The following is a 25,162-nucleotide window of genomic DNA, read 5'->3' as shown; positions in this document are numbered from 1 at the left end:
TTGATCACTTATCCATGATTTCCGGGATGCGGGTGGCGATCTGCTCGCGGGCGTGCTCGCACTCGGCGAAGCTGTGCGGGCAGGCGAGGGCGTGCTCGACGAGCTCCTTGGCGGCCCGGGCCCGCGAGATGCGCCGTTCCAGCTCCTGAACGTGGTGGCGCAGCAGATCACGGTGGTCCATCGGATCGGCGGCGGACAGCAGCACGCGCAACTCGCCCAGCGTGAAGCCGGCCTCCTTGCCCATCAGGATCAGCGCCACCCGCTCGAGATCGCGCTGCCCGTAGGCACGCTGACCACCCGCGCGCCGCGCGGGTGCCAGCAGGCCCATGCTCTCCCAATGGCGCAGGACATGCGTGTCCAGGCCGAACCGCTCCGCCAGCTCTCCGATGGCCATCCCCTCGCTTGACTTCATGTGTACATTAACCGGCACGGTTGCGGCATGATCAAGCCGACCGTTGCGATGACGCGGGTGGTCAACTCCTGCGTCCTGCTCGAACTCGACGGCCACGCCGTCCTCACCGACCCCTGGTTCACCGAACGGTGGTGGCTGCGCCGTGGCGAGCCGCTGGGCCTGCGCGTTCGCGACCTTCCCCCGCTCACCGCCGTCGTGGTCACCAACCTGGCCACCAACCACTGGGACCTGCGCGCGCTGCGCCACTTCCCGGCCAAGGACACCACACCGCTGTACGTGCCCACGCGCGGCATGGCCCGCCGGGCCCGAGCCCTCGGATTCCGGCGGGCGGAGCGCCTGACGTGGGGGCGGAGACTCGACCTCGCGCCCGGCCTGTCCATGACGGTCGTGCCGTCCGGGCGGACCCTCGTATGGCCCAACAACGCCTACGTCTTCACCACGGCGGGCGGCCGGGTCGTCTTCTTCGGAGGGGAGGCGGGGGAGGTCGCGCCGCTGGAGCGATACCGGGCCGATCTGGCCCTGCTGCCCGTGAACGGGCTGCGCCCCCTGTTCGGGCCCCGCCTGGTGATGGGGCCGGAACAGGCCGTCGCGGGGGCGTCCGCGCTCGGCGCCGAGGTCCTGGTCCCCGTGCATGACGCCCATGGCCACGACCCGCTGTCGCGGCTGTTCCGCACCGGCGGCACCGCCTCCGACGCCGTGGCCCTGGCGGGTCCGGAGCTGCGCGTGGTGGACCTGCCGACAGGCAAGCGGTGGGAACTCGACGCGAGTGCCTGATCCGTCCGGTGCGGGTCTTCGACGCCGCGGCGCATCCGGGCGCCGGCTACCGGCTGGAGCACGTGTCCGACGCCGGGGAGACGGCATCGGCGCCGGCCTGCTCCGCCACCGCGGGGCGGGCCGGCCGGCGCCTCCACGGCGGATCGAGCAGCCCCGGCCGGCACGCGTTCAACGCCACGTGGATCGCGGCGGGGGCCACGATGATCGAGCCCAGCGTGTCGGTGGCGTAATGCGCTCCCAGGTAGACCCGCGCCAGCATCTGGACGGCCACGAGCACGAAGCCCGCCGCCAGCACCGGCAGGTGGAAGCGGGTGTGCCTGACCAGGGTTGCGACGGCGATCACGATCGACAGGGTCAGGCACACGTGACCGCTGGGGAAGCTGCCGGAGCCGAGGCCGTACACCAGGGAGTCGGAGACCGGGGGCCGGGAACGGGCGACGACGGTCTTGAGCACCCAGCTGACGCCCCACCCGGCGGCGATCACCACCAGCACGCGCCCGGCGGCCCGCGGCCGGCCCGAGACGGCCACCCCCACGACGAGGGCGGCGGCGAGGAGCGGGCCCATGACCGTGCCGAACCCCACGTTCAGGACCTGCGCCACCGCGGTCGGCCACGGGCTCCGGAGCGACTGGACCCCGTCGCTCACGGCGGCGTCCACGGCGGTCCACGCGGGCGTACGGGCGGCGAAGCCCATCACCGTGCCGAGAACGAGGAGCGCCACCGAAACCGAAACCGGGAACCCCGCTCTGTTCGACCTCATGGTGGAACGATAAAGAGGGCCGGATAAGGCCGAGTTCAGCCTCCGGCGCGGGCGCGCGCGGTCCGCAGGACGAGCAGCCCGCCGATCCCCGGGACGAACGCGAGCAGGCGGGCGGCCGGCTGGACCGTCCAGGTGGCCGCGATCACGGCGAGGTAGGCGGTGCCGTGCAGCGGGCCGCAGAACGTGGTGATCACCTTGGCGTGCACGGTGAACAGGTTGCCGAGCAGGAGCACGAGGGAGGCGGCCTCGACGGCGGCCGCGATCCGGAGCAGGCGCATGGCGGTCAGTCCCCCGCGCCGGGCCGTACAATCATCAGGACCACGACGACCGCCCAGGCCAGGTTGTAGAAGCCGGCCAGCATGGACATCACGCGCAGCGGCCGTTCGTCGCCGGGCTCGCTGAGCGCGGCGCGCTGGCGCGGGTAGATCTGCGTGGCCAGCAGGGCGCCCGCGACGGCCGTGAGGATCATGGAGACGGTGATCCAGATCTCGCCCATCCGGCCCTGCACGCTTGCCAGGATGATCCCGGCCAAGGGGACGATGAGCCCGAAGGCGGCGTAGCCCCCGGTGATGCGGTGCAGCGCGACCGCGACACTCCGGTTGCGCTCGCCCGGATCCGGCGGCGGCTCGCCCTGTCCGCCGGTCGCGACCGGCACGTAGCGGGGGAACAGGCTCGTCGCCACGGCCGAGCCTCCCACGAACACGATGCCGGCCAGGACGTGCACCGACAGCAGGACATGCTCCAGCATTCCTCAACCTCCAACCTTCAGGGTGGCTGAAGCCTAGCGCAAGCTTCAGTCGCCCTGAAGGTCGGGAGAGCTGGGTGTGGTGATGTGTTCAAAGGGGTGGCCGGCGCCGCTGAGGTGAAGGGCCCGGAGAGGGGGGCCAACTTTCACTTTTCGGAACGATAGTCTAACGTTCGGAACATGTCCGAGATGGCTGCCGAGTCCAAGCTCGTCGGATCCGACCGCGTGCTCGCGGTCCTTGCCGAGCTGGCTCGCCACCCCGACGGTATCGGCTTGGAGGAGATGGCCCGAGCGGTGGCCAGCCCCAAGCCGACGGTCCACCGTGCCCTGGCGTCGCTGCGCCGCGCCGGATTCGCGGCGCAGCACGGCCACGGGCGGTACGTGCTCGGCGACGAGTTCCTGCGGATGGCCTTCGCCCACCACGAGGCCCGGCCTGACCACGTGCGGGTCACGCCGATCCTGCGGGCCCTGTGCGACCGCTACGGCGAGACCGTGCACTACGCGGTGCTGGAGGGAACCTCGGTCGTCTACCGCTCCAAGCTCGACCCGTCCGACGGGGCCGTCCGGCTGACCTCCGTCGTCGGGGGCCGGAACCCGGCACACTGCACCGCCGTCGGCAAGGCGCTGCTCGCCGACGCCCTGCGCACCGAGGACGCGGTGCGCGAGTGGGTGGGGGAGCGGCGGCTGGAGCTGCCGACCGAGCGCTCGATCGGCACGGTGGAGCAGCTGCACGCCGAGCTGGTGCGCATCCGCGAGCTGGGCTACGCCGTCGACGACCAGGAGAACGAGCCGGGCGTCAACTGCGTGGCGGTCCTGGCCTACCTGACCTCGCCCACCGTGCCCAGCGGCGCCGTCAGCGTCAGCGGGCTGGCCTACCGGACGTCGCTGAAGTCGCTCGTCGACGACCTGGCCGCCATCCGCGGCATCGTCGCCGGGCGGGACACCTCATGAACCTCGCCCGTACCCTCTCGACCCGAACACGGAGAAAGCGTTGTACCTGATGCGCATCGGCGCGCCCGGCGCCGAGAAGCCCGTCGTCCGCGTGGACGAGTCCCACTACATCGACGTCTCGGACGTCACGCCCGATTTCGACGAGCGTTTCTTCGCCGCGGGCGGCATCGCGTTGCTGGCCGACCGGGTCGCCGGGGGCGAGGTGCGGGCGTTCGCGGGTGAGCGGGTCGGCGCGCCGATCGCCCGGCCGCACCAGATCCTGTGCATCGGGCTGAACTACAGCGACCACGCCGCCGAGACCGGCCAGGCGGTGCCGGACGAGCCGATCCTGTTCACCAAGTCGCCCAACACCCTGATCGGCCCGTACGACGAGGTGCGCATCCCGCGCGGCTCCACCAAGCCCGACTGGGAGGTCGAGCTCGGCATCGTGATCGGCAGGCGCACCTCCTACCTCGACTCGGTCGAGGAGGCCGCCGCCGCCATCGCCGGGTACTGCGTGGTCAACGACGTCAGCGAGCGGGCCTTCCAGATGGAGCGCGGCGGCCAGTGGTCCAAGGGCAAGTCCGCCGAGACCTTCAACCCGGCCGGCCCCTGGCTGGTCACCCCGGACGAGATCCCCGACGTCAAGAACCTGGGCATGTGGCTCGACGTCAACGGCGTACGCCGGCAGACCGGCACCACCAAGACGATGATCTTCGACCCGTACGTCATCGTGCACTACCTGAGCCAGTTCATGGTGCTGGAGCCCGGCGACCTGATCAACACCGGCACCCCGCCCGGCGTCGGCATGGGCCACAACCCGCCCATCTGGCTCCAGCCCGGCGACGTGATCGAACTCGGCATCGACAGGCTCGGCAACCAGCGCCAGCAGGTCCTGGGCCCGCGGTAAGGACAGAGCGGTAAGGACAGATATGAGCGTCACCCATTCCGAGAAGCGGCGGCTGACCGCCCCGGACCCCGCCGTCCTGGCGGCGGTCGAGGCCGCCGTGCCCGGGATCACCCGTACGCGGGCCACCGACCGGCTCGGCATGGCCCATGACGCCTCCCACTACCTGCTCACCCCGCAGGCGGTCCTGGTGCCGGAGAGCGCCGAGCAGGTGGCGGCGCTCATGCGGACCGGGCTGCCGCTGACGTTCCGCTCCGGGGGCACCAGCCTGAGCGGGCAGGGCGTGAGCGAGCACCTGCTGGTCGACACCCGGCGGCACTTCCGCGGCATCGAGGTGCTCGACGGCGGCGACCGGGTCCGCGTGCAGCCGGGCGCCGTGCTGCGCCAGGTCAACGCCCGGCTGGCCGCCCACGGCCGCAAGCTCGGCCCGGACCCGGCCAGCGAGTCGGCCTGCACGATCGGCGGCGTCGTCGCCAACAACTCCAGCGGCATGACGTGCGGCACCCACGCCAACACGTACCGGACGCTGGAGTCGCTGGTCCTGGTGCTGCCCAGCGGCACCGTCGTCGACACCGCCGCCCCCGACGCCGACGCGCGGCTGCGCGCGCTGGAGCCCGAGCTGGCGCAGGGCCTGGAACGGCTGCGCGACCGGGTCCGCGGCAACCCCGAGTCGGTGCGGCGCGTCACCGCCCAGTTCTCCCTGAAGAACACCATGGGGTACGGGCTCAACAGCTTCCTCGACCACGACACGCCCGCGCAGATCCTCGCCCACCTCGCGATCGGCAGCGAGGGGACCCTGGGCTTCGTCGCGCAGGCCGTCCTGGGCACGGTCCCGGCGCACCGCCTGGCCGCGACCGGCCTGCTCGTCTTCCCCACGCTGCGCCGGGCGATGGCGGCGATGCCGCAGCTCATCACCGCCGGCCCCGCCGCCGTCGAGCTGCTGGACGCCGAGTCCCTGCGGGTGGCCCAGCGGGACCCCAGGGCCGACGACGTCCTGCGCACGCTGACCGTACGGGACCACGCCGCGCTCCTGGTCGAGTGGCAGGAGTCGGACCCCGAACCGCTCGCCGAGCACGAGCGCACGGCCGAGCGGCTGTTCGCCACGCTCGACCTGGCCGCCCCGGCGCGGCTGAGCAGGGACGCGGGCGGCCGGGCCGCTCTGTGGCACATCCGCAAGGGCCTGTACGCCTCCGTCGCCGGCGCCCGCCCCAGCGGCACCACCGCGCTCCTGGAGGACGTCGCCGTCCCGGTGCCCGTCCTGGCCGACCTCTGCGACGACCTGGCCGGCCTGTTCGCCAAGCACAGGTACGAGCGCAGCGTGATCTTCGGCCACGCCAAGGACGGCAACCTGCACTTCATGCTCAACGAGCGCTTCGACACCGACCTGGAGCGCTACGCCGACTTCACCGAGGACATGGTCGCCGCCGTGCTCGACCGGGGCGGCACGCTCAAGGCCGAGCACGGCACAGGACGCGTCATGGCCCCCTTCGTCCGCCGCCAGTACGGTGACGAGCTGTTCGAGGTGATGCGCGAGGTCAAGCGCCTGTGCGACCCCGCGGGCACGCTCAACCCCGGCGTCGTCCTCACCGACGACCCGCATGCCCACCTGCGCGATCTCAAGAACGTCGTCACCGTCGAGCCCGAGGTCGACCGGTGCGTGGAGTGCGGCTACTGCGAGCCCGTCTGCCCCAGCCGCGACCTCACCACCACGCCGCGCCAGCGCATCGTGCTCCGGCGGGAGCTGGCCGCCGCCCAGGAGGCGGGCGACCACGCGCTGGCGAAACGGCTGGAGGAGGAGTACGGCTACGACGCCGTGGACACCTGCGCCGTGGACGGCATGTGCGCCACCGCCTGCCCCGTCCTCATCAACACCGGCGACCTGACCAAACGCCTGCGCGAAGAGCGCCACGGCCGCGCCGCCCGCGCGGGCTGGAAGTCCGCCGCCAAGCACTGGGACGGCGTCACCAGGGCCATGAACCTGGCCCTCGACGCCGCCGCCGCGACACCGGCCCCGCTCGCCGAGGGCGCGAGCAAGGCCGCCCGCGCCGTGGCGGGCCAGGACGCCGTCCCGCAGTGGAGCCGCGACCTGCCCCGGGGCGGGACGCCCCGCCGCCCGGCCCCGGCCGAGGACGCCGACGCCGTCTTCGTCCCGTCCTGCCTGAACACCCTGTTCGCCCCGGCCGAGGGCGGCCCCGGCGCGATGGCCGCCCTGCTCAGCCTGGCCGAGCGGGCGGGCGTGCGGCTGCGCGTGCCCGACGGGATCGGCAGCCTGTGCTGCGGCACGCCCTGGTCGTCCAAGGGCCTCGCGGACGGCTACGAGGTGATGCGCCACCGGGTCCGGGACGCGCTGGCGGCGGCCACGGACGGCGGCCGGATCCCGGTCGTCAGCGACGCCGCCTCCTGCACCGAGGGCTTCGAACGCCTCACCGCCGCGGCCTCGCCCGCCATCCGGGTGCTCGACGCGGTCGACTTCACCGCCGAGCACCTCCTGCCGCGCCTGCCCGCCGCCCGCCGGCTGCCCTCGCTGGCCCTGCACCCGACCTGCTCCTCGACCCGGCTCGGCCTCGACGCCGCCATCACCCGCGTCGCCGAGACCGTCGCCGAACGGGTCGTCGTGCCGGACGGCTGGCAGTGCTGCGCCTTCGCCGGCGACCGCGGCCTGCTCCACCCCGAGCTGACCGCCTCCGCCACCCGGGCGGAGGCCGCCGCCGTGGCGCGGGAGGACTTCGCCGCCCACGCCTCGGTCAACCGCACCTGCGAGCTCGGCCTGACCCGCGCCACCGGCAAGCCGTACCACCACCTCCTGGAGCTCCTGGACCGGGTCACTACCCCTTGACGGCCGCGCCGGTGACCGAGGAGGCCCAGTACAGGGCCTTGGCCACCTGCGGGAACAGCCCCTTGGGGTGGTTGCGGAACATCGGCTCCGTGCCGAACAGCACCACGGCCGCGCCTCGCTCGTCCCTGCCGCTCACCACGGCCGCCTGGCCCCTGGCGGCGTCCTGGCCGCCGGTGCCGTCGGCGTCGGGCCGCCAGTGGCCGGAGACCAGCGGGCCCTCGGCCGCGTACGACTGCTCGACCGTGACCTCCGGCCCGAGGCCGGTGAACCAGCGCGGCGAGTACACGAACGAGTGGTCCGGCGATCCGCCTCCGACCTGACCGCCCGAGGAGAGCACGCGGACGACGCCGTTGGCGTCGCCGCGGCCCGCGACGGCGGTCGCGGTGAGCAGCCCGGCGGCGGCGTTGAAGGCCGCTCCGGTGCCGCCACGGGTGATCACGCCGCCGGTGGTCAGGAACGCGTCGAGCGCCGTCCTGGCCGCCGGGTTGAGCGCGATGTAGCTCAGCCCGCTGGAGACGAACAGCACGTCGGTCCCGCTCCAGTCGTAGCCCGCGTTGAGGGCCGCCGTGGAGACGGGGGTGACGGCGAAGCCCAGCTCGCGCAGCGTGAACAGCTCGTCGGCCGAGGCGGCGGCGGCGATCCTGACCTGCGAGAGCGGCGCACCGGACGCCGTGCCCGCCGGGGTGCCCGCCGGGGTGCCCGCCGGGGTGAAGACGACGCCGTAGCGCTCGGAGACCGCGCGGGCGGCCTGTCGCGCCGAGGCGGGCACGATGGCCGCGCCGTCCGCCCAGGTCACCGCCGTGCCCTGGGCCAGGAGGTCGTTCAGCGCGAGGACGTCCTTGGGGTCGGTCACCTTGAGCGCGAGCGCCCCGGGCGTGCGCGGCACGGACCCGGTCGGCGCGGCGGCCTTGACCGGGTCGGCCTGCACCCGCAGGGACGTGACGCCGTCCACGCCGGCGCCCCAGAGCAGGCCGTGGCTCCAGCCGGAGATGTCGTACATGGCGTCCACCCTGGGCGAGATGTCCGCACCCGCCTCCAGCATGACGTTGGCCAGTCCGCGCTTCGGCTGGCGCATGTCCACCACGTACGAACCGGCCGGATACGTCCTGCCGTCCGCCCGGAAGGCGTGCCTGGCCCGTTCGACCCGCACGTCGTTCGCGATCAGGTGGTCCACCAGGCGCGCGGCGGCCGCCTCCGAGCGCCGGCCGGTGATGACGTACGCCCGGGGGAAGGTGGTGGTGTAGACGTCCTCCGGCCCGAACCCCGGCACGATGCCGAGCGGCACCGTCTTGGACGGCTCCCCGGCCGCGCCGCGCCGGAACACCTCGATCTGGTCGGCGATCAGCCGGTCGTGCCGGTCGCGCACGAAGGCGTAGGTGGACCGGATGGCGGCGGCGGCCACGTCGGTGTTGATCGCGGCGCGGCGGCGCAGCTCCTCGACCGGCAGCTGGGTGTAGTCGGAGCCGTTGACCCGCAGCGGGATCTCGACGGTGTGCGCGGCCACCGCGCCGTGGAAGGGCGCGTACTGCGGGGTGAAGATCGGCGGCCAGTCGTCCCAGCCCTCCGCGGAGTCGCGGAACGGGATCTGCGCCGGGTACACGCCGTCCTTCTCGACGGTGTAGCCCAGCCCGTTCACGGCGGCCTCCATGCCGAGGCCGTTGGCGTAGGTGTTCTGGATGAACAGGTCGTACTCGTAGTTGGCGCCGTGCGGCGGCGTGGTCGGCTCGATGAGCGTGCCGTTGACGTAGCCGTGCAGGTCGATCATGGTGACCGGCTGGGCGTCGATCATGATCTGGCGCATCGCCCGCACCTCGGGCTGGGAGGCGGTGACGAAGTCGCGGTTCAGGTCGAAGCCGGCGCCGTTCTGGCGCACGCCGGTGACGCGGCCGTCGGGGTTGGCGGTGATGTTGAAGTACAGGCGGGTGCGCGCCAGCAGGTCGGCGACCTTGGGATCCTTGCTGGTGGCGAGCTCCTCGATGACGCGCAGGGCGGCGTCGGTGCCCTCCCACTCGTTGCCGTGGATGTTGGCGTTGACGAACACCGGCGCCTTGTACCTCTTGACCAGCTTCCGGTCGCGGGCGGCGGCGGCCGGGTCGTTCTCGATGCGGTCGCGGATGCGCTCCTGCTCGCGCGTCTCGGCGGCGCTCTCCGGCGCGGTGACGGTCACCAGGTAGAGGTCGCGGCCCCCGTACGAGCGGCCGATGACCTGCGCGCTGACCCGGTCGCCGCGCTGCTGCAGGTCGTTCAGCCGTGGCGCGATGCCGTGGTGGGGCACCAGGCCCAGCTTGATCGAGGCGTCGGCCGGGTTCTCGGGGGGCACCGGCAGCCGGGTCCGGCGGGGGTAGCCCCGGTCGTGCGACAGGATGCCGGGCTGCTCGGCCTGCTCGGACCGGGCGGCCGCGCGCGCCTCGGCCCGCTCGGGCACGTCGGCGGCGACCTCGTTCCGCTCCGGGCCGTTGCCGAAGTCGCGCACGGCCGGGGCCGGCGGCGCGACCGGGTCGGCCGACACCGCGTGCGGGACGAGCGGGATCACGAGGAGCCCGGTGAGCAGAGCCGGGAGCAGGGCAGGGGGCAGGCGCAAGGGAGTCCTCCAGAGGGTGCGGATCAGGGTTCCCGGTAGTCGGCGGCGACCCCCACCAGGGAGATCAGCCCGGACGCGAACTCCAGCGCCTCCGCGTGCCCCTCCGCGAACGGCGGCTGGAAGCCCACGGCCTGCCACGTCCGCGTGCCGGGGTCCCACAGGTCGGCGCCCACCTCGAAGTCCCACCCGTAGACGCCGTGGTCGTACCAGAGCTCGTCGGCGGAGTTGCCGGCCGCGGAGTAGAGCACGTCCGTCACGGGCCCGGTCTGCTGGGGCCAGATGACGGTGCCGCGCTCGGCGGCGATGGCCTGCTCGATCGTGCGGGCCGAGCGCAGGAAGTACGCCTCCTGCTGCGCCGTGGGCCTGGGCAGGGTGACGCGGCCGTCGAGCCGGTACGCGCCGGGCGGCCACATGAAGTAGCCGCCGTAGCTGTGCACGTTCATGGCGAACCTGATGTTGCGGTGCTTCTCGGCCAGCCACATGACGTTGCGGCTCTCGGGCTCGGAGTGCTCGGCGGGGCCCGCGTACGTGCCGCTCTGGCAGTTGGCCGAGGCGCCGAAGTACCCGTCGGACAGCGAGCCGACGGCGTAGTTGCGGTTGACGTCCACACCCCAGGTGTTGCGCAGCGCCGGGTCGGACTGCTGCGCCGGGCAGTGGTTCGTCATGTTCTTCCGCTGGCCGTTGAAGTCGTAGAAGCTGTAGTTGGCGCCGTCCGGGTTGACGGTCGGCACGATGAAGACGTCGGTGCGCTCCAGCAGCCTGCGGGTGGCCTTGTCGCGGGCGTAGTTGCGCAGCAGCCGCTCGGCCGCCTCGACCACGACGAGGGGCGCCACCCACTCGCGGGCGTGCTCCTGGGCGTAGGCCAGCACGCCGGTGCGGCTGCCGTCGCGGTGCGCGCCGATCCGCAGGGCCAGCACCCGGGCGGGCGCGCGGGAGACGCTCGCGGGTGCGTTGAGGAAGTCGCTGAGCTGGGTGAGCGGCGCCGTTGCCATGACGCCGTCGCCCGCGTTGGCGCGGTAGGTCGTGGCCTTGACGCCGGTGCCTGCGGTGGCGTTGATCGCGGCGGTGACCTGCGCGGCGGTGCTGGCGGGGGCGCCCGAGGCGTCGGTGGCCAGGCTGACCGTGATGAGCTTGCCGTTCACGGTGACCTGCAGCGGGCGGCCGGGCGCGCCGGGGTTCACCAGCTCGGCGGCCAGGTCGTTGCCGCCCTCGGAGCCGTACGCGTCCGAGGTGATCACGACGGCGGCGGCGGGCGGCGTGCCGATCAGCGCCTGGGCGCGCCGCCGGTAGCCGTTGGTCGGGTACGGCAGCGTGATCAGCTCGGTGAGCTTGGGGTAGCGCTGGTGCAGCGCCTTGATCCGCTCGTTGAGCTGCGCGGGCGGCATGTACTGGGTGACGAAGTCCTTCTGGTAGCCGGGGCCGGCGCGGTCCGGCTGGTCGCCGTCGGGCCACTCCCTGACCCTCGCCTCGGCCGTGCCGCCGCCGGCGGAGGTCACGGTGACCCACTGCGGCCGGGCGTCGGCGGGCACCGGGGTGCTGAACTGGTGGCCCAGGTACGCGCCCGCGTCCACGTACGCGACCATCGGCGCCTGGCCGGTCGAGCCGCCCTTGCCCTTCCACGTCACGGTGAGCGTGGCCGCCTCGCCCGCGCTGCTGGCCGCCTCCACCGACAGGAAGTAGCCGTCGCGGGACTTCATCCAGACGGCCCGTTCGATGACGAGCCGGTCCTGGGCGGTGGTGGCCTTGGCCTTCGCCTGGGGCGGCGTGCCCGGCGCCAGGGTCGCGCCGAGCGCGGCGTAGGAGGTGAGCTGGCTGGGCGTGGCCACCGCGTCCACCTGGACGCTGCCGTCCGCCTGCGGGCGCACCCGCTCGGTGAGGTCGGCTCCCGAGGCCACCAGCCGCTCCATCGCGGCGCGGTCGGGCACGGAGAGCGTGACCAGCGAGGCCGGCTCCGGGTCACCCGGCCCGGCGACCGCCGGGACGGATGGCTCCGCGGCCACGAACGTCGTGAGAACGATCAACAGAACGACTGCGGACGCCCGTAAACCACGCATCGGCCCCTCCTGGATCACCCGTATGGGGCACATTCAAGGCGGAGTTGCCCCAACCGGCAAGACCCAGGCGGGGCGGGGATGGATCTCAGGAGGCCGTGACGTGCGGGACCGCCTGGTAGAGCGCCCAGTCGGCGCTGATCGCGCCGGCCGTCGTCAGCAGCAGCGGCAGGTATTCCTCGGTCAGCTTCTCCATGGACGTCTCGGCGGCGTGGGCGTTGACGTTGACGGCCGCGATGACGTTGCCGAGCCCGTCCCTGAGCGGCGCCGCCACCGACCGGATCCCCAGCGCGAGCTGCTCGTCCGTGGCGGCCCACCCCTTGGCGCGGACCGCGCGCAGCGCCGCCTCGCGCTCCTTGGCGTCCGGGCGCCAGCGCGGCTCGATGCCCGAGCGGCCCGGCTCGGCCAGCACCCGCTCCACCTCGGCCGGTGGCAGCGCGGCCAGGAGCACCTTGCCCAGCGACGTCTGGAGCGCGGGGAAGCGGGTGCCGATCTGCACCTGGAGCGACACGATCTTCGGCACCGCGACCCGGGCTACGTAGACGATGTCGGAGCCGTCGAGCTGGGCGATCGAGGACGACTCGTTGGTCTGGGTGACGAGCCGCTCCAGGTGCGGCCTGGCCACCTCCCACAGCCCCATCGAGCGGACGTAGGTGACGCCCAGCTCCAGCACCCTCGGCGTGAGCGCGAACCCGCCCTGCTCCGACCTGGCGTACCCCAGCTCCTGGAGGGTGAGCAGGATGCGGCGGGCCGTCGGCCGGGCCAGGCCGGCGGCCGTCGCCACCTCCGTCAGGGACATGACCGGGCGCCCCGGCTGGAATGCCCTGATGACATCGAGGCCGCGGGCCAGCGCCTCGATGAAGTCAGGTCCGGTGTCACCACGTGCCATCTACGCCCTCGCCTCGCTCGGAATCCGTTCGATCAGACTCTAGACGGTCGCCCGTCCGCAGAGCGGCCGATCAGAGGCGGTGGGTGGCGTCGCTGCGGTAGTCGGTGTACGTGTACGGGTTGTCGAGGACCTTCGCCGAGGGGATGTCCGGGTTCATGCCCTTCTCCCAGGCCTCGTCGCCCATCGTCGAGCGCAGATGCTCGACCGTGCGCTCGACCTGCGCGCGGGCCCCGGCGAGGTCGACGCCGAGCAGGCGGTGCTCGTGCTTGACCACGCGCCCGTTGACGATCACGGTGTGCACGTCGCCGCGCTGGGCCTGGAACGCGACGTGCCCGAACGGGTTGAGGATCGGGAACGACACCGGCGAGTGCTCGTTCTTGACGAGCACGAGGTCGGCCTTCTTACCGGGCTCGATGACGCCCAGGTCGTCGCGGCCCAGCGCCCGGGCGCCGCCCCGGGTCGCCCACTCCACGACCTGGTCGGCGCGCAGGCCGCAGTGCGTGACCGTCTCGCCCTTGGCGTGCGCCTCCAGGTGCTCGCGCGAGCGGTCGGCGCCGAGCGTGGTGCGCATGGCCGAGAACAGGTCGCCGCTCCACCACACGCTGGTGTCCATGGACAACGACACCGGGATGCCGTGGGCGCGGACCGCCCAGGTGGGCGGGTAACCCTGGCCGGCGCTCTGCTCGCTCTCCGTGGAGACCGAGATCGAGCCGCCGGTGGCCGCGATGCGGTGGTAGGAGTCGGCCGACAGCGAGGCGGCGTGCACGTAGATCGTCTCCGGCGTCATGAAGCCGTGCTCGTGCATCAGGCGGATGCCGTCGTCGCTGGTGGCGCCCCACACGCCGGCGTGCGTGGTGACGGCGGCGCCGAGCTCGCGGGCGGCCTCGAACGCGGGCCTCTCCGGGAAGGAGGGGTCGCCGAGCACGTCGAAGGCGATCTGGAAGCCGAGCATGTCGCCGCCGGAGACACGCCGGCGCACGAAGTCGCGGAACTCGGGCGCGGCCGTCCACTCGGCGGGCGGCTGCTGGATGTTGCCGTAGGCGAGCACGTACCGGCCGGGCACGGACTCCAGCGCGTCGGCCGCGGCGTCGGCGTGGTCGACGGTCCGCAGGCCGTGCGACCAGTCCACGACGGTGGTGACGCCGGCGTCCAGCGCCTCGATCGCGGCCAGGGTGTTGCCCGCGTGGATGTCCTCGGGCCGGAACAGCTTGCCGTGCTCCAGGTAGAACCAGACGAAGTACTGGGTGAGCGTCCAGTCGGCGCCGTAGCCGCGCAGCGCCGTCTGCCACATGTGCCGGTGGGTGTCGATCATGCCCGGCATGACCAGGCCGCCGGACGCGTCGATCACGACCGCGTCCTCGGGCGCCTCCAGCTCGGGGCCGACGGCGGCGATCCTGTCCCCGGTCACGAGGACGTCCGTACGGGGCAGAACCCGCCTGCTCCCACTGGGTGACATGGGCAGCACGGTGCCGCCGCGCAGCACCACGGGCCGTCCGGCCTCGAACTCGTTCATGGCACACGCTCCTTGCGAACGATTGTCCGCTATACGGTCACAGCCACTGTGATGAGCGCTCGCCTACGTGTCAAGACGGTTGACGCGGGCTCGCGTCGGTGATGGGATCGGGGCTCAGCGGACAGATGTCCGTTGAACGGACGCGGGAAGGGGAGTTCCATCGTGCCTGAGGGGCCGCTGTCCGGCCTGCTGGTGGCCGACTTCTCCAGGGTCCTGGCGGGGCCGTACGCCACGATGCTCCTGGCCGACCTGGGGGCCGACGTCGTCAAGGTCGAGTCTCCCGGCGGGGACGACACCCGGTCGTGGACGCCGCCCGCGCGGGGCGAGGTGTCCACGTACTACCTCGGGGTCAACCGGGGGAAGCGGTCGATCGCCCTCGACCTGCGCGACCCGGCCGACGCGGAGGCGGCCAGGGAGCTGGCCCGGCGCGCGGACGTGCTGGTGGAGAACTTCCGGCCGGGCGGGCTCGCCAAGTACGGGCTGGACTTCCCGGCCGTGCGGGCCCTGAACCCCGGCGTCGTGTACGCCTCCATCAGCGGGTTCGGCGCCGGGGCGGGCGCGCGGGTGCCGGGGTACGACCTGATGGTGCAGGCCATGTCGGGGCTGATGAGCCTGACCGGCGATCCCGGCGGGCCACCGTACCGGGCCGGGATCTCGGTGTTCGACGTGATGGCGGGCAACCACGCCGTCATCGGCATCCTCGCCGCGCTGCGGCACCGGGAGGCCACCGGGCAGGGGCAGCACGTCGAGGTCAACCTGCTGTCGTCGGCGCTGACGGGGCTGGTCAACCAGAGCTCGGCGTACGTGGCCGGGGGCGTGGTGCCGTACCGGATGGGCAACGCGCATCCGAGCGTGTTCCCGTACGAGCCGTTGCCGACGGCGGACCACGAGCTGATCGTCGCGGCCGCCAACGACGGGCAGTTCCGCAAGCTGTGCGAGGTGCTGGGCATCCCCGAGGTGGCCGACGACCCGCGCTTCGCCCGCAACGCCGACCGGACCGCGCGGCGGGAGGAGCTGAGGCCGATCCTCGTGGAGCGGCTCGTGACCCGGCGGGCGGAGGAGTGGTTCGACCTGCTGGTGGAGGCGGGGGTGCCGAGCGGGCCGATCAACACGATCGACGGCGGGTTCGCGGTGGCCGAGCGGTTCGGGCTCGAACCGGTGGTCGTGGTGGGGGAGGGGGAGCGGGCCGTGCCGACGACGCGGCATCCGATCCGGTTCTCGGAGACGCCCGCGGGCTACCGGCTGCCACCGCCGGAGCTCGACGAGCACGGCACAGAACTCCGCAAATGGCTCACCGAGCCACCCACCGACCCTTCCGGTTCCGCGCCTGCGAGCGCCCCCGCCGACCCTTCCGAGGAGGGGCGGTCGTGAGCGGCGGCGACGGGGTCGGCACCGGCGGGAACGCGGAGGAGGCGGTCGTCGGGGTCGGCGGTCGTGGCGGGGAGTCGAAGGAGTATCCGACCGCGCTCGGGGCGTCCTCGCTGAAGACGATCACCCTGCTCGGCCATGACCTGGCCGCCGACGTCATGGGCGAGGTGGGCTTCGGGGAGCTGGCGTTCTGGCTGGCCACGCAGCGCCGCCCGGCCCGCGGCGAGGTGCGCGTGTTCGAGGCCGTGCTGGCCGCGCTGGCCGACCACGGGTTCACGCCCACCGCGATCGTGACGCGGCTGACGTACCTGTCGGCGCCCGACTCCGTCCAGGGAGCGCTGGCGGCCGGGCTGCTCGGCGGCGGCTCCCGCTTCCTCGGCGTCACCGAGGACTGCGGCCGCTTCCTCAACGACGTGCTGCGGGACCAGGACCCCCTCCCGGCCGACGACGCCGGCTGGGACGCCCTGGCGCTGGAGACCGTACGGGCCCGGCGCGCGGCGGGCGGGCGCATTCCCGGCCTCGGCCACCACGTGCACAAGGACGGCGACCCGCGCACGGCCCGGCTGTTCCAGATCGCGGCCGAGGAGGGCCTGTCCGGGCCGCATCTGTCGCTCTTCGCCGCCGTCGGCCGCGTGCACCCCCAGATCCTGGGCCGGACGCTGCCGCTCAACGGGGCGGGCGCGTGCGGCGCGGCGCTGGCCGACCTGGGGCTGCCGCTGGAGCTGCTGCGCGGCTTCGCGCTGCTGGCCAGGACGGCCGGGCTGATCGGGCAGCTCGCCGAGGAGCTGCGCCGTCCCGTGGCCAACGACATCTTCCTCTCGGTGGACCTCAACAACCGTCCCGTCCCGCCCGAGCCGTATGCCGCCAACGGAGGTACGCATGGCTGAACTCGTCGCGGTCATCGCATCCACCCACCACCCCTTCTACTACCGCGCCAGCACCTCCACCGGCGAGGACCGCCCGCCGTTCGCCGACGAGTGGGTGCGCAAGGTGGAGGCGTTCAGGGAGACCCTCACGAAGGCGCGGCCCGACGTGCTGGTGATGGTCGGCTCCGACCACTTCCACCAGCTGTGGCTGGACAACATGCCGCAGTTCCTGGTCGGCAAGGCGCCCTTCTACGACGCGAACTTCTACAACGAGGAACGCGAGTTCGGGTTGCCGCGGATGGTGCTGAAGGGCCAGGAGGACCTGTCGGCGTACATCCTGCGCGAGGGCCTGGACGCCGGCTTCGACCTCGCCTTCAGCAACGAGCTGCGCATCGACCACTCGATCACGTGCCCGATCATCACCCTGCGCCCCGAGGCCGACCTGCCGATCGTGCCCGTCTACACCAACATCTTCGCCCCGCCGCTGCCGCGTCCCCAGCGGTTCGTGCAGCTCGGGCGGACGATCAGGCAGCTCGTGGAGTCCTGGCCGGCGGACCGGCGGGTGGCGGTCATCGGCACCGGGCACCTGTCGCTGGAGCTCGGCGGGCCGCGCCAGTTCGGGCCGCACGGGCCCGACCCGGAGTTCGACCGCAAGGCCGTCGAGTGGATCTCCACCGGGGACATCGAGGGCTGCCTGTCGGAGGTCACCCTGGACAGCCTCCACCAGCCGGGGAACGCCACGCACGGGTTCATGGACTTCATGCTGATGATGGGGGTGGCGGGGGAGGGCCGCAAGGCCGACTACGTGGACACGTACGACCTGTTCCACACCATGGAGGCGTACTTCACCTGGTATCCGAGCGGAGGGTCTTCGTGAGCAAATATCTGCTGAACAAGTTCCTCTTCACCGTCGACCGCGACCCCGAGCTGGTCGAGCGTTACCGCGAGGAGCCGCGCGCCACCGTCGAGTGGTGGGAGTCCGAGTACGCCAACCGCATCCTCGGCTGCCACACCGGCGAGTCCTCCACCTGGTTGCGCCTCGACGACGCCGAGCGCGAGGCGCTGGCCGCGCACGACTACCCGAAGCTGTTCGAGCTGGGGGCGCACCCGTTCCTCACGCTGACCCTGTTCATCGCGATGTTCGAGCGCGACCACCCGCCGCTGGGCTTCCAGACGGAGTACGCGCGGCGGCTGGCGGGTTTTCGGCTTCCGTACCCGGACATCGCGACCTGATGACCGGCGAGCACGGCCGGATGCGCGCGGCCCGGGTCGAGACGTGCGGCCGGCCTCCCGTGGTCGGCGACGTCCCCGTGCCGGTGGCCGGGCCGGGGGAGAGCCTGGTGCGCGTACGTGCCGCCCCGGTCACGCCGCTGGACCTGCTGTGCGCGGGCGGCGCCTCCTACTTCGGCACGCCCGCCGTCCCCTACGTGCCCGGCGTCCAGGGCGTCGGGGCCGTCGGGGAGACGGCCGTGTGGTTCCCGACCTCGGCGGGGATGGCGCCCGGCGACGGGAGCATGGCCGGGCTGGCGGTGGTGCGTTCGGAGGACCTGGTGGAGCTGCCCGCCGGCGCCGACCCGTACGAAGTCGCCGCGCTCGGCCTGTCGGCCGTGGCCGCCCACATGGCGCTGACCTGGCGCGGCGAGCTCGCGGTGGGGGAGCAGGTGGTGGTGCTGGGCGCCGGGGGCGTGGTGGGCCAGGCGGCCGTCCAGCTCGCCCGCCTCGCCGGAGCGCGCCGGGTCGTCGCGGCCGCCCGCTCTCCTGAAGGCCGGGAACGGGCGAAGCGGGCGGGCGCGGACGCGGTGGTGGAGCTCGGCACGCAGGACGTGGCCGGCCTCGCCGCCCGCCTCTCGGCCGCCTGCGACGGGCCGGTGGACCTGGTGCTCGACCCGCTCTTCGGCGCCCCGGCCGCCGCGGCGGCCCGCACTCTCCGGCCGGGCGGCCGGCTCGTCAACCTCGGCGGCTCGGCCTCCGAGACGTGCCCGCTCGACTCCTCCACCCTGCGCGGCCGGTCGCTGCGGGTGCTCGGGTACACCAACAACGAGCTGACCCGGGAGCAACGCGCCCAGGCCATCACGCTGATCGCGGAACACGCGGCGCGGGGGCGGCTGTCGGTGGCCCACGAGGTGGTGCCGCTGGAGGAGGCGGGAGCGGCCTGGCGGCTCCAGGCGGCGGGCGCGGCCGGCGGCCGGATCGTCCTGCGCGTCACCTGAGGCGCCGGTCCGTCATCGGGGTGTGAGGCGCGGTCCGTCATCGGGGTGTGCGGGCCGAGGCCAGGAAGCGCTCGTAGAGGGGGACGTAGGCGGCGGCGAGCTCGGGTTCGGGCGGCAGGCGATCACGGGGGAGCACGGGTACGTCGTCGAGCGACCCGCCCGCCTGCCCGGCGACGAGCGCCGCGCCCGCGCAGACCGCGTCATCGGATCGCACCACCTCGACCGGGACAGGCGAGACCGCGGCCTTGACCCGCATCCACAGCGGGATCCTGACCTGCCCGCCGAGGACCACGAGGCGCTCGGGGGTGGTGCCGGTGACGGCGGCGAGCTCGTCGAGCATCCAGCGGGCGTGCAGGCAGGTGCCCTCGACGGCCGCCGCCAGCAGGTCGCCCGGGGTGTGCTCGGTCCCGAGCCCCGACACCGTCACGCGCCGGGCCGGGTCGGGCGCGGGCGCGACCCGGCCCCGCAGGTACGGCTCCACCACGATCCCCGTCGGCAACCGCACCCCACTCAGCAGCCCGGGCAGCGCCGCGTACCCGGCCTCGCCGTTCCCCGTGAGGGAGAGCAGCCAGTCGAGCATGGCCCCGCTGGTGGGCAGGCCGCCGACCACCACCTTGCGGGTCCCGTCCAGCGACGGGTCGGTCGTGATGCCGAGGGCCAGTCCCGTACGCGCGTCCGGGCGGGAGTCCGACAGCACCATCACCGCCTCCGCCGTGCCGAGGGAGTCGGCCACGTCGCCGGGCCGCCGCACCCCCGCCGCCCACGACCCCACCGCGTGGTCGTGGCCCGCGATCACCACGGGGACCCCGGCCGTCACCCCGCTCACCTCCGCGGTCAGCGGCCCGACCGGCTCCACGGACCCGGCCGGAGCCGGCAGCTGCCCGCCGCGCAGCCCGGCCCGCGCGAGCAGCTCCGGGTCGTAGTCTCCGGCCTCCAGGTCGTAGGCCAGGGTGCGGGCGGCCAGCGTCCCGTGCGTCCGCAGACGCCCCGTGAGCGCGTACGCCACGGCGTCCGGCACGTGCGCCCACCACCGCATCGACTCCAGCACCTCGGGCGAGTGGGCCCGCAGCCACAGCCACTTGGCCAGCGGCGATTTGGGGTCGGCGCGGCGGCCGGTCAGCGCGTACAACCGCACGGCGTCCCGGGCCAGCTCGGCGGCCTCGTGCGCGGCCCGGGGGTCGTTCCACCACAGCAGCGGGGTGAGCGGCCGCCCCGCGCGGTCGAGGGGCACGCCGGTCTCGGCCATGCCCGCGACCCCGATCGCCTCCGGCCCCCGCCCGGCCCGCGCGGCGCACTCGCCGAGCGCCCCCGTCACCGCGGCGACGAGGGCGGGCAGCTCGCGCGGGGTCGGCTGCCGCACGGCCGCGACGCAGCCGCCCCGCTCGTCGAAGAAGCCCACCTTGACATGCGTGGTCCCCACGTCGACCCCGGCCAGCAACCTCATGCTGCCACTATGGCGGACCTGATCACCCAGCCCGGCCACCACGCTCGAGATCGCCAGCCCGTCCCCCGCGACCGTCCCCCCCGCGAGCGCCGCCCGCCCCCTGTAGGGGCCAGGGCGAACACCGCGGCCGTGGCGAGGCGGTTCCCGCGGCACGTGGCGCCGACCGCGGCCTGTCCACCGGAATCATGACGTCACTCTGGCCGGTAGGTTGAACGACCACTACCCTGTGCGGTGATGAGCGTTGAAGGGCTGCTTCCTGGCGACCCGAAGCACGTCGGGCGTTATGTGTTGACGGGACGGCTGGGAGCCGGCGGCCAAGGCATCGTCTATCTGGCCGGTGCGCCAGACGGCGCCCAGGTGGCGTTGAAGGTCATCAACGCCGAGGTCGGCTCTGATGCGCGCCGCCTGTTCGAGCGCGAGTTCGCCGTTCTGCGGCGCGTCTCCAGCTTCTGCACCGCGCAGGTCCTCGACGCCGATGTGACGGCCGACCCGCCCTACATCGTCAGCGAGTACGTCGCCGGTCCATCTCTCCACGCCTTCGTCGCCGAACACGGGCCTCTCACGGGAGGCGAGCTCGACCGGCTCGCGGTGGCGACGGCCACGGCTCTCATCGCGATCCACCGGGCGGGCATCGTCCACCGCGACTTCAAGCCGCAGAACGTCCTGCTGGGGCGCGACGGGCCGCGCGTCATCGACTTCGGCATCGCCCGCGTTCTCCAGGACGGTGCCGCCCTCGCCAGCGCCCACGTGGGCACGCCCCGATACATGGCTCCCGAGCAGATCAGGGGCGAGGAGTTCGGCCCCGCCGCCGACGTCTTCGCCTGGGGTGCCACCATCGTCTACGCCGCCACCGGCCGTTCCCCGTTCGAGGCCGACACGCTTCCGGCCGTCCTGTTCCGCGTGCTCCACGAGCCGCCCGACCTCGGCCTCCTTCCAGGCCATCTCCGCTCCCTGGTAGGGCGCTGCCTTTCCAAGGACCCCGCCGACCGTCCCACGGCTTCCGAGCTCCCGCTTTCCATCATGGATCTCGGCGCCCAAGCCGAGCCACGTCACACCGGACGATTACCGACGCGAACAAAGCCGCGACGGGTGCGGCGCCGGGCGATGCTGGCATCGGGTGCCATCGTCACGGCGATCGCGCTGACGGTGGGCGCGGTCTGGCTGGCGAGAGGAAAGGAGCCGACGACGGTCACGCAGACCGTCACGGGCGACGAGCCTCCCGGGTATGCCCAGGCGGCGGCGGGGACGGCACGGACGGCCTTCGAGGCGTGGTACAGCCTCGACTACACGGACTACGACGGCGGAGCGCGGCGTACGCTGGCTCTGCTCTCCGGGGTGGCGGCGCAGGACTACCAGCACCTGGCCGGCAATTCCAAGAACGCGGTGGTGGCCGCGAAGGCGAAGCAGACGGCACGGGCGACCGCCGCGGGCATCGTATGGGCCTCGCCGCAGCGGGTGTCCGTCATCATCACCGGGCTCAGCACCATCACCCGGAACGGAACTCCCGCGCAGTCGGAGGATCCCCTGCTGTTCGCCGAGATGGTGCCCTCCGGCGCAGGCTGGAAGATGGACTACGCGCGGACCACGCCGTCCGGCTCCGCCGTTCCCGCCGACGCCGCCTGGCCGTCCGCGGACGTCCGCCGGATGGTCGCCGACGCGGCCCGCTGCCAGACCGAAGCCTTCATCAACGGGCCCCGCCTGGAAGAGCGCCCGGACTTCTTCGACCGCTGCACCACGGGACGGGCCGAGCAGTGGTGGCGAGAGCTGGCCGCGGTCCCCGACGCTCAGGTTCCTGACTGGTGGACCTGGCAGTACCGGGAGATCGGCACGGCCTTCGAACGGTTCGACGGGCCCGACGTCGCGACCTTGATCCACCTCGGAGACTCGGCCAAAGCCCCCGACCACAAGGTCGTCGGCTACCGCCTGCACCTGCGCCGGGTCGACGGGCGATGGAGGCTGGAGGACGTCACGTCGCCGAAGGACAACCGGTCCATGTTCGAGCGGCGTACGAAATGAGCCCTTTGGCCAAGCTTCGTCAAGGTGATCCGGAAGGGATCGGACGATACCGGGTGCTCGGACGGCTCGGCGCGGGCGGCCAGGGTGTCGTCTTTCTCGCGGTGGGGGACGACGGACGGCGGGTCGCCGTGAAAACGCTGCCCCGGATCTCCGACGAGGCCGCGCGGCACCGCTTGGCCGCCGAGCTCGACCTGCTTCGCAGGGTCTCCGGGTTCTGTACGGCCCAGGTGCTCGACGCCGATCTGACCGCCGACCTGCCACACATCGTCACCGAGTACGTCCCCGGCCCGTCGCTGGCCGAGCTCGTCGGGCACGAGGGCCCACGTCGCGGAGAGGCGCTGGAGCGGCTGGCCGTCGCCACCGCCACCGCGTTGACCGCGATCCACCGCGAGGGCGTCGCCCATCTCGACCTGACCCCCCGCAATGTGATCATCGGCCCGGACGGGCCCCGCGTCGTCGACTTCGGTCTTGCCCGCGCGATCCGCGGCCCCACCGCGGATGCCCTCGTCGCCGGCACTCCCGCGTTCATCGCGCCCGAGCAACTGGCCGGGCATCCGCCGACCACCGCCGCCGACGTCTTCTCCTGGGCCGCGACACTCGCCTATGCCGCGACGGGCCGTCCCCCTTTCGGCGACGACGCGGTGCCGACCGTCGTCTACCGCGTTCTCCATCAGGAACCCGACCTGGGCACGCCCACCGAGCTGGGCGGCTTCCTGCGCGCGATCCTCCAGACCTGCCTGGCCAAGGACCCGGCCCTCCGTCCGTCCGCCCAGGACCTCCTCTATCACCTTGTCGACCGCGCCCCGATCAAGCCGGCGCGGGCGCGTGCCCGGCGGCGGGGATGGATCGTGGCGGCGGCGGTGGCGGTGGCGGCGGCCGCGGTGATCGCGGGTGGGGGCGGTGCGGCGATCTGGCAAGGGTGGACCGGCGGCGGAGGCGGGCAGGCGAGCATGGAGACAGGGGGCGTGCTGCCCCCGCCGCTCTACGCCCAGGAGGCCGAAGAAGCGGCACGGCGCGCCTACGGCATCATCAACAGCTTCGACTACAAGACGCTCAACAAGGATCTTCGGGCGGTGGAGGACGCGACCACGGGACGCGCGGCCGTGGAGTACACCGGCCGGCTTCAGGACGAGGCGCGGCAGATCCGCGACGAGAAGATCGTGCAGAAGGCGGTGCCGTCCGAGAGCGGGATCGTCGCCGCACGCAGTGATCGGGTCGTCGTGCTGGTCTGGGGCCAGACGGTCACGACCAGGGATGCCACCAGCGGTTACCGTCGCGGCGGTGTGGTCATGGAGATGCGCGGCGTCGGGACCATGTGGAAGCTGGACCACGTCTGGCCGGCGAGCCCGCGGCCGGACTCGGCCGAGATGACCACAGGGGAGTGGCCGTCCGGCCGGGCGACCGCGCTGCTGTCGGCCGCATCAGGCAATGGTGCGCGCGCCGTCGCCCTGGAGGCGGTCACCTCCGCGGGCGCACGGGTGTTCCGCCTCGGCGCGGACGGGACCGTAAGCAGGCTCAACCTGGTCCCCGACGGCAGCTCCTTCCGGGTCGAGAGCAGCCGAGAGCTCGGGGCGTCCTGACCCGGTCCGCTATGACGTCAACCAGGTGGTGAACGCGACGGCGGCCTCTCGCAGATCGTCGTCGCGGCGCTCCTCGCTCAACTGATCGACGGTGAGCCGGAACTGCGGGGCGACGACCACGAACACCTGGTTGTACAGGGATCGGGCGCCGATGGCGATCTCGGTGCCGCCGGACTGCGCCTTCACGCCGAGCGCGGTCAGCTCGGGGACCTCGACCTCGGGGAAGTCCTTGTTGTACTTGGTCGGCGCCGACGGAAGGCCGATCGTCACCGCGGCGGTGGGCACCTTCTTCCCCCACGAGCAGGTCAGCTTGTCGGCCGCGTCATACCGCTTGTCGAACTTCTTGCCCTTGATCAACGCCCCCATGGCCGCGACCAGCCGGGGATCGTCGCAGTCCTTCGGCAGGGTGAAGGCCCGTGCCGGTGTGGCCGGCGCGGTCGTGGTGACCGATGCGGTCGGCGCGGTCGCCGTGGCGGACGCCGCAGGTGAGCCGGTCGTCGTGGCGGACTCAGCAGGTGAGCCGGTCGCGGCAGGGCTGCCGGCACCGCACCCCGTGAGCAGGCCGCCGAGGAGTGTCATCCCTAACGAGACCCTGGCAATCATGGACATGGGCCAAGTATCCAAGAACGCCAGGAGCCCCGCCCGGAAAGCCTTCCACCGGGGCAGAATCCGTCTATGGACGCCGCACTGCGCAAGATCATCGCTGAGCTGAACGAGGCCGCCGCCCGGCACGACGCCGGTCAGCAGGACCGGCTGGACCGGTGGCGGGTGCTCGAGCCCGACGCCGGGGAGTTCCTCTGGTTCCTGGCCCAGAGCGCCGGAGCTCGAATCGTCGTGGAGATCGGCACCTCTCGCGGCGTGTCCACCTTGTGGCTGGCCGACGCCGCCCGGGCGGTCGGCGGTCACGTCCTCAGCCTCGACACTGACGCCGATGCCCAGGGGCACGCCCGGCGCACGGTCACCGACGCCGGACTGGCCCATCACGTCGAGTTCCGGGTCGAGGACGGCGGCGCCGCGCTCGCCCGCATGCCGGACGGCTCCGTCGACCTCCTCTTCCTCGACGCCGAACGGGTCGAGTACGCCTCCTGGTGGCCGCACCCGTACCGGGTGCTGAGCCAGGGCGGGCTGCTCGTGGCCGACAACGCCCTGTCCCATCCCGAGGAGATCGCCCCGCTGCGCGAACTTCTTCTTGGGGAGCCGCGCCTTACCTGCACGACGATCAACGTGGGCAAGGGCGAACTGGTCGCCCTGCGCCGCTGAAGACGTGGACCGCCGGGCCC

At 73.0% G+C, this 25,162-nt stretch carries 22 protein-coding genes; 12 read left to right on the top strand and 10 right to left on the bottom strand.

Going from position 1 to position 25,162, the window contains the following annotated elements; genetic code table 11:
- Positions 1-4: 4 nt before the first annotated feature.
- The gene (locus ACWDRB_RS27515) at positions 5-412 is read right to left on the bottom strand and encodes a MerR family transcriptional regulator (RefSeq protein ID WP_355200386.1); all 408 of its coding nucleotides are present in this window, start codon (positions 410-412) and stop codon (positions 5-7) included.
- 27 nt (positions 413-439) lie between these two features.
- Between ACWDRB_RS27515 and ACWDRB_RS27510 the strand changes: the two genes are divergently transcribed.
- Positions 440-1,186 (top strand): MBL fold metallo-hydrolase, encoded by a 747-nt coding sequence (locus tag ACWDRB_RS27510; protein WP_449898249.1) that lies wholly within the window; start codon positions 440-442, stop codon positions 1,184-1,186.
- Between the two features lie 46 nt (positions 1,187-1,232).
- Here ACWDRB_RS27510 and ACWDRB_RS27505 read toward each other — a convergent pair whose 3' ends face one another.
- The 3 genes from ACWDRB_RS27505 to ACWDRB_RS27495 are packed head-to-tail and all read right to left on the bottom strand — an operon-like array spanning position 1,233 to position 2,694.
- The gene (locus tag ACWDRB_RS27505; protein WP_449898246.1) at positions 1,233-1,946 is read right to left on the bottom strand and encodes a phosphatase PAP2 family protein; all 714 of its coding nucleotides are present in this window, start codon (positions 1,944-1,946) and stop codon (positions 1,233-1,235) included.
- Between the two features lie 35 nt (positions 1,947-1,981).
- The gene (locus ACWDRB_RS27500) at positions 1,982-2,224 is read right to left on the bottom strand and encodes a hypothetical protein (protein WP_350727340.1); all 243 of its coding nucleotides are present in this window, start codon (positions 2,222-2,224) and stop codon (positions 1,982-1,984) included.
- A gap of 5 nt (positions 2,225-2,229) precedes the next feature.
- Positions 2,230-2,694, bottom strand: a complete 465-nt coding sequence (locus ACWDRB_RS27495) for a hypothetical protein (protein WP_449898243.1) — start codon at positions 2,692-2,694, stop codon at positions 2,230-2,232.
- Between the two features lie 177 nt (positions 2,695-2,871).
- Between ACWDRB_RS27495 and ACWDRB_RS27490 the strand changes: the two genes are divergently transcribed.
- The 3 genes from ACWDRB_RS27490 to ACWDRB_RS27480 are packed head-to-tail and all read left to right on the top strand — an operon-like array spanning position 2,872 to position 7,364.
- Entirely contained in the window at positions 2,872-3,642 is a 771-nt protein-coding gene (locus tag ACWDRB_RS27490) for an IclR family transcriptional regulator (protein WP_449898241.1), read from the top strand.
- Between the two features lie 49 nt (positions 3,643-3,691).
- On the top strand, positions 3,692-4,531 hold the full coding sequence (locus ACWDRB_RS27485; protein ID WP_449898381.1) for a fumarylacetoacetate hydrolase family protein: 840 nt from the start codon (positions 3,692-3,694) through the stop codon (positions 4,529-4,531).
- 22 nt (positions 4,532-4,553) lie between these two features.
- Positions 4,554-7,364: an FAD-binding and (Fe-S)-binding domain-containing protein gene (locus ACWDRB_RS27480; protein ID WP_449898239.1), complete on the top strand. Its 2,811-nt coding sequence runs from the start codon at positions 4,554-4,556 to the stop codon at positions 7,362-7,364.
- On the opposite strand, the gene ACWDRB_RS27475 is transcribed toward ACWDRB_RS27480, so the two are convergent.
- From ACWDRB_RS27475 to ACWDRB_RS27460, 4 genes are all read right to left on the bottom strand, one after another.
- The gene (locus ACWDRB_RS27475; RefSeq protein WP_449898237.1) at positions 7,354-9,945 is read right to left on the bottom strand and encodes a M14 family zinc carboxypeptidase; all 2,592 of its coding nucleotides are present in this window, start codon (positions 9,943-9,945) and stop codon (positions 7,354-7,356) included. The two genes, ACWDRB_RS27480 and ACWDRB_RS27475, sit on opposite strands and share 11 nt — an antisense overlap.
- Before the next feature lie 23 nt (positions 9,946-9,968).
- Complete coding sequence (locus ACWDRB_RS27470) at positions 9,969-11,966, bottom strand: M14 family zinc carboxypeptidase (RefSeq protein ID WP_449898235.1); 1,998 nt, start codon at positions 11,964-11,966, stop codon at positions 9,969-9,971.
- Between the two features lie 118 nt (positions 11,967-12,084).
- Positions 12,085-12,885: an IclR family transcriptional regulator domain-containing protein gene (locus ACWDRB_RS27465; protein ID WP_350727347.1), complete on the bottom strand. Its 801-nt coding sequence runs from the start codon at positions 12,883-12,885 to the stop codon at positions 12,085-12,087.
- A 70-nt stretch (positions 12,886-12,955) separates the two neighbouring features.
- Complete coding sequence (locus tag ACWDRB_RS27460; RefSeq protein ID WP_449898233.1) at positions 12,956-14,398, bottom strand: amidohydrolase family protein; 1,443 nt, start codon at positions 14,396-14,398, stop codon at positions 12,956-12,958.
- A gap of 162 nt (positions 14,399-14,560) precedes the next feature.
- On the opposite strand from ACWDRB_RS27460, the gene ACWDRB_RS27455 reads away from it, so the two are divergent.
- From ACWDRB_RS27455 to ACWDRB_RS27435, 5 genes are read left to right on the top strand one after another with little or no spacing between them, the layout of a single operon-like run.
- A complete protein-coding gene (locus ACWDRB_RS27455; protein WP_449898231.1) occupies positions 14,561-15,769 on the top strand; it encodes a CaiB/BaiF CoA transferase family protein in 1,209 nt (402 codons plus the stop codon).
- Positions 15,766-16,653 (top strand): citryl-CoA lyase, encoded by an 888-nt coding sequence (locus tag ACWDRB_RS27450; protein ID WP_449898228.1) that lies wholly within the window; start codon positions 15,766-15,768, stop codon positions 16,651-16,653. Before ACWDRB_RS27455 ends, ACWDRB_RS27450 begins: the two co-directional genes overlap by 4 nt.
- Positions 16,646-17,509, top strand: a complete 864-nt coding sequence (locus ACWDRB_RS27445) for a DODA-type extradiol aromatic ring-opening family dioxygenase (protein ID WP_363971463.1) — start codon at positions 16,646-16,648, stop codon at positions 17,507-17,509. The genes ACWDRB_RS27450 and ACWDRB_RS27445 overlap by 8 nt, the downstream gene beginning before the upstream one ends.
- Entirely contained in the window at positions 17,506-17,865 is a 360-nt protein-coding gene (locus ACWDRB_RS27440) for a hypothetical protein (RefSeq protein ID WP_387569378.1), read from the top strand. Before ACWDRB_RS27445 ends, ACWDRB_RS27440 begins: the two co-directional genes overlap by 4 nt.
- Complete coding sequence (locus ACWDRB_RS27435) at positions 17,865-18,842, top strand: quinone oxidoreductase family protein (protein ID WP_449898223.1); 978 nt, start codon at positions 17,865-17,867, stop codon at positions 18,840-18,842. Before ACWDRB_RS27440 ends, ACWDRB_RS27435 begins: the two co-directional genes overlap by 1 nt.
- A 37-nt stretch (positions 18,843-18,879) precedes the next feature.
- On the opposite strand, the gene ACWDRB_RS27430 is transcribed toward ACWDRB_RS27435, so the two are convergent.
- Complete coding sequence (locus tag ACWDRB_RS27430; protein WP_449898221.1) at positions 18,880-20,286, bottom strand: FGGY-family carbohydrate kinase; 1,407 nt, start codon at positions 20,284-20,286, stop codon at positions 18,880-18,882.
- Between the two features lie 234 nt (positions 20,287-20,520).
- Here ACWDRB_RS27430 and ACWDRB_RS27425 point away from each other — a divergent pair, with 234 nt between their 5' ends.
- Entirely contained in the window at positions 20,521-22,302 is a 1,782-nt protein-coding gene (locus ACWDRB_RS27425) for a serine/threonine-protein kinase (protein WP_449898219.1), read from the top strand.
- A gap of 53 nt (positions 22,303-22,355) precedes the next feature.
- Entirely contained in the window at positions 22,356-23,882 is a 1,527-nt protein-coding gene (locus ACWDRB_RS27420; RefSeq protein ID WP_449898217.1) for a serine/threonine-protein kinase, read from the top strand.
- Between the two features lie 9 nt (positions 23,883-23,891).
- Here the strand turns inward: ACWDRB_RS27420 and ACWDRB_RS27415 are convergent, their stop codons facing one another.
- On the bottom strand, positions 23,892-24,491 hold the full coding sequence (locus ACWDRB_RS27415) for a hypothetical protein (RefSeq protein WP_449898215.1): 600 nt from the start codon (positions 24,489-24,491) through the stop codon (positions 23,892-23,894).
- Between the two features lie 66 nt (positions 24,492-24,557).
- On the opposite strand from ACWDRB_RS27415, the gene ACWDRB_RS27410 reads away from it, so the two are divergent.
- Positions 24,558-25,142, top strand: a complete 585-nt coding sequence (locus ACWDRB_RS27410; protein ID WP_449898213.1) for an O-methyltransferase — start codon at positions 24,558-24,560, stop codon at positions 25,140-25,142.
- Positions 25,143-25,162 lie beyond the last annotated feature (20 nt).

The organism is Nonomuraea sp. NPDC003707, from assembly GCF_053587055.1.
The sequence above is the reverse complement of the archived record's forward strand: the minus strand, read 5'-3'. Positions and strand labels throughout refer to the sequence as shown.